The 8,169-nt window shown below is 62.5% G+C and carries 7 protein-coding genes and 1 pseudogene; 7 read left to right on the top strand and 1 reads right to left on the bottom strand.

Translation table 11 applies throughout. The features are described 5' to 3' along the window. From DBR30_RS17335 to hypA, 6 genes are all read left to right on the top strand, one after another. A partial coding sequence (locus DBR30_RS17335) for a SelB domain-containing protein (RefSeq protein ID WP_108588452.1) occupies nucleotides 1–1,653 on the top strand: 1,653 nt, incomplete at its 5' end. Beyond that, a complete protein-coding gene (gene hypF / locus DBR30_RS17330) occupies nucleotides 1,650–4,088 on the top strand; it encodes a carbamoyltransferase HypF (RefSeq protein WP_108540789.1) in 2,439 nt (812 codons plus the stop codon). The genes DBR30_RS17335 and hypF, both read left to right, overlap by 4 nt. Nucleotides 4,089–4,093: 5 nt before the next feature. After that, a complete protein-coding gene (locus DBR30_RS17325) occupies nucleotides 4,094–4,345 on the top strand; it encodes a HypC/HybG/HupF family hydrogenase formation chaperone (protein WP_108540792.1) in 252 nt (83 codons plus the stop codon). Then, complete coding sequence (gene hypD, locus DBR30_RS17320) at nucleotides 4,339–5,451, top strand: hydrogenase formation protein HypD (RefSeq protein WP_108540795.1); 1,113 nt, start codon at nucleotides 4,339–4,341, stop codon at nucleotides 5,449–5,451. The genes DBR30_RS17325 and hypD overlap by 7 nt, the downstream gene beginning before the upstream one ends. Beyond that, nucleotides 5,448–6,452, top strand: a complete 1,005-nt coding sequence (gene hypE / locus DBR30_RS17315; protein ID WP_108540798.1) for a hydrogenase expression/formation protein HypE — start codon at nucleotides 5,448–5,450, stop codon at nucleotides 6,450–6,452. The genes hypD and hypE overlap by 4 nt, the downstream gene beginning before the upstream one ends. A gap of 69 nt (nucleotides 6,453–6,521) precedes the next feature. Continuing rightward, nucleotides 6,522–6,863, top strand: a complete 342-nt coding sequence (gene hypA / locus DBR30_RS17310) for a hydrogenase maturation nickel metallochaperone HypA (protein ID WP_108540801.1) — start codon at nucleotides 6,522–6,524, stop codon at nucleotides 6,861–6,863. Here hypA and DBR30_RS22465 read toward each other — a convergent pair. Continuing rightward, the gene (locus DBR30_RS22465) at nucleotides 6,841–7,251 is read right to left on the bottom strand and encodes a hypothetical protein (RefSeq protein ID WP_375061230.1); all 411 of its coding nucleotides are present in this window, start codon (nucleotides 7,249–7,251) and stop codon (nucleotides 6,841–6,843) included. The genes hypA and DBR30_RS22465 overlap by 23 nt on opposite strands. Between DBR30_RS22465 and hypB the strand changes: the two are divergent. Beyond that, nucleotides 7,165–7,938, top strand: a pseudogene (gene hypB / locus DBR30_RS17305) (hydrogenase nickel incorporation protein HypB); the annotation flags it as partial. The gene DBR30_RS22465 and the pseudogene hypB sit on opposite strands and share 87 nt — an antisense overlap. Nucleotides 7,939–8,169 lie beyond the last annotated feature (231 nt).

Raw genomic sequence — 8,169 nt, 5'->3', positions numbered from 1 at the left:
AGTCTGGATCTGGTGCTGCTGGTCATCGCCGCCGACGAGGGGTGGATGCCGATGACCGGCGATCACCTGCGCCTGCTCAAGGCGATGGGGGTGCCGCGCCTCTTGGTCTGCATCAACAAGTGCGATCTAGTCTCCCCTGACGAGCTTTTGCTGTTGGAAGAGAGCCTGCTGGAGCGGGTGATGGACGAGAGCGGCATGGTGCCCGATATCGTCAGCGTCAGCGCCAAAACCGGCGAGAATATGGCTGCCCTGCACGCCGCTATCGTGCGCCAGCTTGCCGAACTGCCAGCCTCACACGCTGCCCGCGAGCAGAGCGCCCCGCGCCTCTATGTAGACCGGGTCTTTACCGCCAATGGCACCGGCACCGTGCTTACCGGCACCTTGCAGCAGGGAAGCCTCAAGGTGGGGGACAAGCTGCGCCTCTACCCCGCCGATCGGGAAGTGCAAGTGCGCTCCCTGCAGGCCTATCACCAGAGCGTCGACGAGATCGGCGCCGTCTGTCGGGTGGCGGTGGGCCTGAAAAAAGTGCCCCACAAGGAGGTGGCCCGCGGTCACTGCCTCACCAGCGCCGCTGGCCAGTGCGAGGCGGCAACCCACCTTATCGTGCGACTCTGCGAGTTCGGCGGCAGCATCCGGGAACAGCGCAACCGCGAAGTGGAAGTGGCCCTTGGCAGCTGGCATGGCTTGGCCCGTTTTGTGCCCATCAAGGATACCCGGCTGGCGCGGCTGATCTTTACCAGCCCCATCCCCTGCTTCTTTGGCCAGCCGCTCGCCATCATTCGCCACGGCAGCAGCGAGCTGTTGCACGGCGCCCGCATCGTCTGGTGCGGCGACATCCACCCCGCCAGACGCAAGGCGCTGCACGCCCTGCTGGGTGAGCTACCAGATGAGATCGAGCACTACAACCCCGCAGCCTTGCAGCTGGGCCTCAATGGCTATGTGCTGGCCAGCCGCTTTGACCAGCGGCCAGAGCAGGTCACCCCCCTCGGTGAGTGGCTGCTGGATAACTGCTGGCTGGCCCAAAGCCGCGACCAGCTGCTGGCCACGCTGAAAAGTGAACCCCTTAGTGCCGCCGAGCTGGCAACCCGCTTTGGCATCTCCGTGCCGGTCACTCAGGCCCTGCTCCAGCAGCTCAAGAGCGAGCAGCACATTCGCCTGCACCATGACAAGTGGCAGTCGGGCAGTGGCGAGTCGGAAGATGATCTGGGGGAAGAGGCACAGCTGGTGCTCAAAGTGGTGCGAGATCAAGGCAAGGAGGGTTATGAGCCCGGTAAACTGGGCCCCGGCGGCGTGGAGCTGGATCCCTTTATCACCCGCAAACTGCCCGCCGCCCTGCAGCAGGGCTTGCTGCAAAAAGGCGCGTTGCAAAAGCAGCTGCGCAATCTGGCGCGACTCAAGTATCTGGTGCAGCTCGATGGCCCCATCTACTACGACGCCGAGCTTTACAACCAGATGGTCGCCGCCGTGCTGGCGGGCCAGCAGGTGGGAGATCTGATCGACATGGCATCCCTCAAGGAGATCACCGGTTTGTCGCGCAAATACGCCATTCCATTCTGCCTGCGCATGGAGGTGGATGGCTGGGTACGACGCGAGGAGAACGAGCGCCGGGTGCTGCGTTTGCCGCAGACTCAAGATGAGATGGAGCCGGTATGAGCGCCACCATCGCCCCCTCTGGCTCTGCCAATCCTGTGGCCAACCGGCTTCGCCGCGAATTTCACATCGACGGCATCGTACAGGGGGTCGGCTTTCGCCCCTTCGTCTATGGGCTGGCGCTGCGCCACGGCCTTGCCGGTTATGTGTTGAACGATGCCAACGGCGTCACCATCGGCGCCGAAGGATCGCCCGAGCAGCTCGCCAGCTTTGCCCGCGAACTGCGGGAATTGGCGCCGCCGCTGAGCCGTATCGATCATTTCAGCGAGCGGGAACTGCCCCTTGCTCATGATCCCGACTTCGGTGGCCAATTTAATAGCCAGTTTCGAATTAAAGCCAGCCAGCAGCAGAGCGCTGCCACGGTCGCCATCTCGCCAGATCAGGGGATGTGCGAGGCGTGCGCCACGGACGTGGCTAATCCGGCGGATCGCCACCATCGCTACCCCTTTACCAACTGCACCCACTGCGGCCCGCGCTACACCATTATTCGCCGCCTCCCCTACGACCGCCCCCACACTGTCATGGCCAGTTTTGCCATGTGCCGGCGTTGTGCGGCGGCCTATGAAAACCCGCTGGACAGACGCTACCACGCCCAGCCGGTGAGCTGCCCCGAGTGCGGGCCCCATCTCAGCTGGCGAAATGGCCGTGGCGATGCCTTGGCCGAGCGCGAGGATGCCCTGCAAGCGGCTGCTCGCGCACTGCAAGCGGGGGCGCTGATTGCGGTCAAGGGGATGGGGGGTTATCACCTGATGTGTGATGCCCGCAATGAACAGAGTGTTGCCAGATTGCGAACGCTCAAGCGGCGCGCGCGCAAGCCGCTGGCGGTGATGATAGGCTCCCTTGCCGAGGCCAAACTGCATGTCACCGGCAGCGAAGACGAGTGGAAGCTGCTCGCCTCTCAGGCCAGACCCATCACCTTGTTGCGCAAGCGCATTAACGATGATCGGCACTCAGAATCTGGACAGTCAGCCGCGCCGCTGGCCGAGGGGATCGCCCCCGGCATCCCCTACCTTGGGGTCATGCTCCCCTATACCCCGCTCCATCAGCTGCTGCTGGATGCCTGCGCCATGCCGCTGGTGGCCACCAGCGCCAATGGTCGCGGCAGCCCGATCCTTATCGAGTGCGAGGTGGTGGTCAGGGAGCTCGGCAGCGAGATTGACGGCATCCTGGATCATAACCGCCCCATCCTGCACCCGTGCGACGACAGTCTGGTGCAGTGGGCAGGCGGGCGACGCCAGACGTTGCGCCTCGCCCGGGGCTATGCCCCCTGCACCCCCAGCCTGAAAGAGGCGGTCAGGGTGCCGCTGCTGGCGGTCGGGGCGCAGCAGAAGAACCAGCTGGCGCTCGCCTTCGGCCGCCAGCGCATCTACAGCCCCTATATCGGCGATCTCCACAGCCTGCCGATGCAAGAGCACTTCGAGCAGACCCTGGCGACCTTTCGCGAACTCTACGATCTCAAACCCGAAGTTCTGGTCTCGGATCGCCACTCGGGCTATCTCAGCCATCAGTGGGCCAAAAGCTATTGCCAGGATCAGGGGGCAACCCACCTCGAGGTGCAGCACCATCACGCCCACCTGCTGGGGGTGATGGCCGAGCACAACATCACAGGCCCGGTGCTGGGTGTTGCCTTCGATGGCACCGGCCTTGGGGATGACGGCACCCTCTGGGGCGGCGAGCTGCTGCTGGCCGATGTTCAGGGATTTGAGCGGATTGCCCACCTCAAACCCTTCAAGCTGATCGGCGGTGAGGCGGCCATCCGTGAGCCGGTACGCCAGCTGCTGGGGCTGCTGTTTGAGTCATATGACGTGGAGCAGATCAGTACCCTCGATATTCCGTTGATCAAGCAACAGCCCCTTAAGCGGATCAGCAACCTGCACCAGCTCTGGCAGCTGGGTCGAAACACCCCTTACACCAGTTCCATCGGTCGACTGTTCGATGCGGTGGCGGCACTCTTGGGGGTGATCGATACCCCCGATTACGAGGGGGAAGCCGGGCTCCTGCTGGAGGCGGCAGCCTTGCAGCTCACCCCAGATGAACAGCCCTTGCCCCTCGCCTTTGATCTCAGCCAATCAGCGGAAGGGCCGCTGCATATCGAGTGGGCAGAGCTCATCAATACCCTTGTCAGCGAGCGGCGCCAAGGCACCTCCACCGCCCGCCTGGCCGCCGGTTTTATCCGCGCCATCAGCAATCTGGTTGTTGCCCTTGCCGAACGCTTACCCGGCTATCCGGTGGCGCTCGGGGGCGGAGTCTTTCAAAACCGGGTGCTGATGGACCAGCTTGTGCCCGCTCTCGAAGCGACCGGACGGCAGGTATTGACCAGCGAAACCCTGCCGCTCAATGACGGTGGCATCGCCGCCGGTCAGCTCTGGTTTGCCATCCACCATCTTGCCACGCACCAACCTGCAACAGCCGGTTGTACCACCTTGTCGGAGTCCTGAAATCCATGTGTCTATCCATTCCCTCTCAGGTGGTGCAGTTGCACCCCGAAGATAACTGCGTCACCGTCGACACCCTGGGGGTGCAGCGGCGCGTCAGCTGCATGCTGCTCGAAGAGCCCCTCAAGCTGGGGGACTATGTGCTGCTCCACATCGGCTTTGTGATGAGCAAGATTGACCAGGAGGAGGCGCAGGCCAGCCTCGAGAGCTTCCGCCAGATGGTTGCCCTGATGCCCAAACAGGATATCTTGCCATGCTGACACTCAATGATCTCTTTCAGGGCTTTCGCCAGCCCGAGGTGATCCGTGCCCTCGCCGCCCAGATCACCGAACTGGCCAAATTACTCCCCGAACCACTGCGGGTGATGGAGGTGTGTGGCGGCCATACCCACACCATCATGAAGTACGGCCTGCACCAGCTGCTGCCGGCCAGCATCGAGTTTGTCCACGGCCCCGGCTGCCCGGTCTGCATCATGCCCAAAGAGCGCATCGATCAGGCCATCGAGCTCGCCCGCCAATCGAACGTCATTCTGGTCACCCTGGGGGACATGGTCCGGGTGCCGGGCTCCAAGGGCACGCTGGCCCAGCAGCGCGCCAAGGGGAGCGATATCCGTCCGGTCTATGACCCCCTCGATGCCCTGCGTATCGCCAAAGAGAACCCGGAAAAAACCGTGGTCTTCTTCGCCATCGGCTTCGAGACCTCTACCCCGATGACAGCGGCGCTGCTGGCTGCCGCTGAAGCTGAGGGGGTCGAGAACCTCTTGTTTCATATCAACCATGTGCTGGTGCCCCCTGCCATTCATGCGGTGATGGCCGACGGCGTTGCCAAGGTGAACGCTTTTATCGGCCCCTCCCACGTCAGCGTCATCACCGGCGCCGATATCTACCTGCCCATCGTCGATCGTTATCAGGTGCCGGTGGTGGTGAGCGGTTTCGAGCCGGTGGATGTGATGGAGGCGCTCTTGATGATGGTGCGCCAGAAGGTGGAGGGTCGCTACGAGCTGGAGGTGCAATACAGCCGCGCCGTCACCGCCAGCGGCAATAAAGCCGCCCAGCGGCTGGTCGAGCGCTTTTTCGAGACCCGCGAGCACTTTCGCTGGCGAGGTCTGGGGGATATCAACGCCTCCGCCCTGCGCCTGCGCGATGCCTTTGCCAAGCGCGATGCGGAGCGTCACTTTGCGCTTAATCAGACTCCCATCGATGACCACAAGGCGTGCCAGTGCGCCGATATCCTGCGCGGCCTGGCCAAGCCAAACCAGTGCAAAGTCTTTGGCCGGGGCTGCACCCCGACCCAGCCCATGGGCAGCTGCATGGTCAGCTCCGAAGGGGCCTGCAATGCCTACTACCGATATATGGGGATCCAATGAGAGAAATTCAGTTAAGCCACGGCGGCGGCGGCGTCGAGATGAATCAGCTGATCAACCAGCTCTTCTTTCGCCACTTTGGCAACGAGATCCTGCTGCGCGGTGAAGATGCCGCCCATCTGCCGGTGAGCGGCCCCGTTGCCTTCACCACCGACAGCTTTACCGTCTCGCCGCTCTTCTTCGAGGGGGGCGATATCGGCAAGCTGGCCATCGCCGGCACGGTCAACGATCTCGCCATGATGGGGGCCAAACCCGAGTATCTGAGCGCCAGCTTTATCATCGAGGAGGGGTTCCCCTACGCCGATCTCGCCCGCATCGTCGAGTCGATGGCAGCAGAGCTTGCCAAAAGCGGCGCCCGCATCGTCTGCGGCGACACCAAGGTGGTGCCCAAGGGGGCAGCCGACAAGATCTTTATCAACACCAGCGGGGTCGGCACCTTCCCGCTGCCTGAGCAGAGCAGGGGCATCTCGGTACGCAACCTCAAGGCCGGTGACGCCATTCTGGTGTCGCGGGATATCGGCAGCCACGGCGCCTGCATCCTGATGGCCCGTGACGCCCTGCAACTGGGATCCGATCTCAAGAGCGACTGCACCACCCTCTGGCCGCAGGTCGAAGCGCTGCTGCAGGCTGGCATTACCCCTCACGCCCTGCGCGACGCCACCCGCGGTGGCCTTGCCGCTGTGCTCAACGAATGGAGCAGCGCCTCCGGCGTTGCCATCGAGCTGGAGGAGTCCGCCATTCCAGTGTGCGATCCGGTGCGCGGCCTGTGCGAGCTCTACGGTTTCGAGCCCCATGATCTCGCCAATGAAGGAACCATGGTGCTGGCCCTGCCTGCCGAACAGGCACAGGACGCGCTGGGCATCTTGCGGCAATTCAACCCAGCAGCCAGCCAGATCGGCGTGGTGCTGGCGAGCGATCGCCACAAGGTGATCCTCAACAACCCCTGGGGAAGCCGCCGCTATCTGGAGCTGCCGCAGGGGGAGCTGCTGCCGCGGATCTGTTGAGCGGCCATACCGTTCCGTCAATTACAGGGAGGAGTCACTGCTCCTCCCCATATCGGTTAAGGAGCCACCATGCACGAAATGTCTCTGGCCATGGCCGCCATCGATCTGGCAGCCGAACAGGCCACCCTGCGGGGCTTTAACAAAGTGACCGCCCTCTGGCTCGAGGTCGGCAGCTTCTCCTGCGTCGACCCGGACACCATTGCCTTCTGCTTCGAGGCGGCCGCCAAGGGCACTGCCGTCGAAGGGGCCCAGCTTCACTTTCAACACCAGGCGGCAGAGGCCTGGTGTTACGACTGCAACCAGACGGTCACCCTCACCGAGCGCGGGCAGGCCTGCCCCGAGTGTGGCGGATACAAATTACGAGTCGCGCAGGGGGATAGCCTGCGCATCACCGACATCGAGGTAAGTTGATATGTGTAGCGTATGCGGATGCGGCCAGGCGCGGATTGCCGGCCATGAGCACGATCATGAGCATCATCACGAACATGATCATAAGCACGACCATCATCATGCTCATGACGCCCATCACCATCATGATCACGAGCAGAGTGCGCCACGCACCCTGATCATTCACCACCACTATCACCATCAGGGAGATGTCCATCACCACTACCACGGGGTGCTGGCTCCCATAAGCCATGAGGGGCATGATCACCCGCATGAGCACCACCATGATCACCCCCACGACCATCATCATGATCATGCCCACTCTCATGACCACGGCCATTCCCACGCACATCCCCATGATCACAGCCATGACCATGACCATGACCATGACCATCAGCAGGGTGATCTGCACTATGGCAAAGGGGAAGCGGGACTGTCGGTGCCCGGCATGGGGCAGCGCCAGCTGATCGCCATCGAGATGGATGTGCTGGCCAAGAACAATGCGCTGGCGGCCCACAACCGCGAACACTTCGACGAGGCGGCCCAGCTGGTGCTCAATCTCGTCTCTAGCCCGGGTTCAGGCAAAACCACTTTGCTGTGCGAAACCTTGCGCCAACTGGCCGACAAACGCCCCTGCGCGGTAATCGAAGGGGATCAGCAAACCAGCGCCGATGCGGATCGCATTCGTGCCACCGGTGTCCCTGCCGTGCAGATCAACACCGGCAAGGGCTGCCATCTGGACGCCAAGATGGTCCACGACGCCTGCCACCAGCTGCCCGCCAATGAAGGGGGCATCCTCTTTATCGAGAACGTCGGCAATCTGGTCTGCCCCGCCAGCTTCGATCTCGGCGAGAAGTACAAGGTGGCGATCCTCTCCGTCACCGAGGGGGAAGAGAAACCCCTCAAATACCCGGACATGTTTGCCGCCGCCCAGCTGATGGTGATCAACAAGATCGATCTGCTGCCCTACGTCAGCTTTGACGTCGCCCGTTGCATCGAGAACGCCAAACGGGTCAACCCCTATATTCAGGTGATCCAGGTCAGCGCCACCACTGGCGAAGGGATGGATGCCTGGCTTAACTGGCTGGCCAGTGCCTGAACCGGTTAAACGCCGCTGATAACGGTAGAAAACAAGAGAGGGAGGCTGATGCCTCCCTCTCTTTTATCTGCGAATCTTGCCAACGGTTCTCCTTGTCCAGAATGGCCAGAGTTTCATACTCGCCCCCTCACCCTGGCCCTCTCCCCAGAGAGAGGGAACCGGTTCGTGGATGCTGGCAATATGCTCGAAATATTCACCCCCTGAGAGGGTCTGCGAGTATAACAACCAGCC

It is taken from the genome of Aeromonas sp. HMWF017 (genome assembly GCF_003061465.1).
Taxonomy (GTDB): Bacteria; Pseudomonadota; Gammaproteobacteria; order Enterobacterales; family Aeromonadaceae; genus Aeromonas; species Aeromonas veronii.
This window is presented reverse-complemented; position numbering and strand designations above follow the sequence as displayed.

Excerpts from the sequence above, each read along its gene's own strand:
- hypE (WP_108540798.1), top strand. The coding sequence starts at position 5,448 with ATGAGAGAAATTCAGTTAAGCCACGGCGGCGGCGGCGTCGAGATGAAT.
- hypD (WP_108540795.1), top strand. The coding sequence starts at position 4,339 with ATGCTGACACTCAATGATCTCTTTCAGGGCTTTCGCCAGCCCGAGGTG.
- DBR30_RS17325 (WP_108540792.1), top strand. The coding sequence starts at position 4,094 with ATGTGTCTATCCATTCCCTCTCAGGTGGTGCAGTTGCACCCCGAAGAT.
- hypA (WP_108540801.1), top strand. The coding sequence starts at position 6,522 with ATGCACGAAATGTCTCTGGCCATGGCCGCCATCGATCTGGCAGCCGAA.
- hypF (WP_108540789.1), top strand. The coding sequence starts at position 1,650 with ATGAGCGCCACCATCGCCCCCTCTGGCTCTGCCAATCCTGTGGCCAAC.